At 75.4% G+C, this 557-nt stretch carries 1 protein-coding gene; it reads right to left on the bottom strand.

Features of this window, described 5'->3' with window-relative positions; genetic code table 11:
* On the bottom strand, nt 1-557 hold a 557-nt coding region (locus tag L6Q67_RS24270), incomplete at both ends, for an EamA family transporter (protein ID WP_296576300.1).

Genomic DNA, 557 nt, shown 5'->3' with positions numbered 1-557 from the left:
TGAAGCCCATGAGCGAACCGGCCACGACCAGGTAGGCCCAGCAGGCCAGGGCGCGCACGTCCACGCTGGCCGGCGTGGGCCAGTGCGGTGCTTCACCCGCCAGCGCCGAGGCCGCCACCAGCATGGCGCCACCGGCCAGCATCTGGCTGGCATAGCCCATCGCCCCCGGTGCCAGCGCCAGCGCGCGGCCACCGGGCAGGCCGTGCTTGGCCCACACCGTGCCCACCGACCAGGTGACGCAAGCCCCGGTGATCGCCAGCAGGCCGAGCGTCGACGCGCTCCAACCCTGCCCGGCCGACAGCGCGACGATGCCGGCCAGACCCAGCGCAATGCCCGCCCACTCGGCGCGCCCGGGCCGTACGCCGTAGGGCAGCTGTGCCAGCGACACCATGGCCGGCACCACCGCGATGAAGCTCACCACCAGCCCGGAGGCGACCTCGGCGGCGGCCACCGCGGTCAGCCCGTAGCCGCCGCCCAGCATCAGCAGGCCCAGTACCGACGCACTGGTCCACTGGCGGGCATCGGGCCAGCGCGCGCCGCGCCCCCAGGCCCAGGCA

Origin of the sequence: Zoogloea sp., assembly GCF_023150065.1 — a bacterium.
Taxonomy (GTDB): Bacteria; Pseudomonadota; Gammaproteobacteria; order Burkholderiales; family Rhodocyclaceae; genus Zoogloea.
The sequence above is the reverse complement of the archived record's forward strand: the minus strand, read 5'-3'. Positions and strand labels throughout refer to the sequence as shown.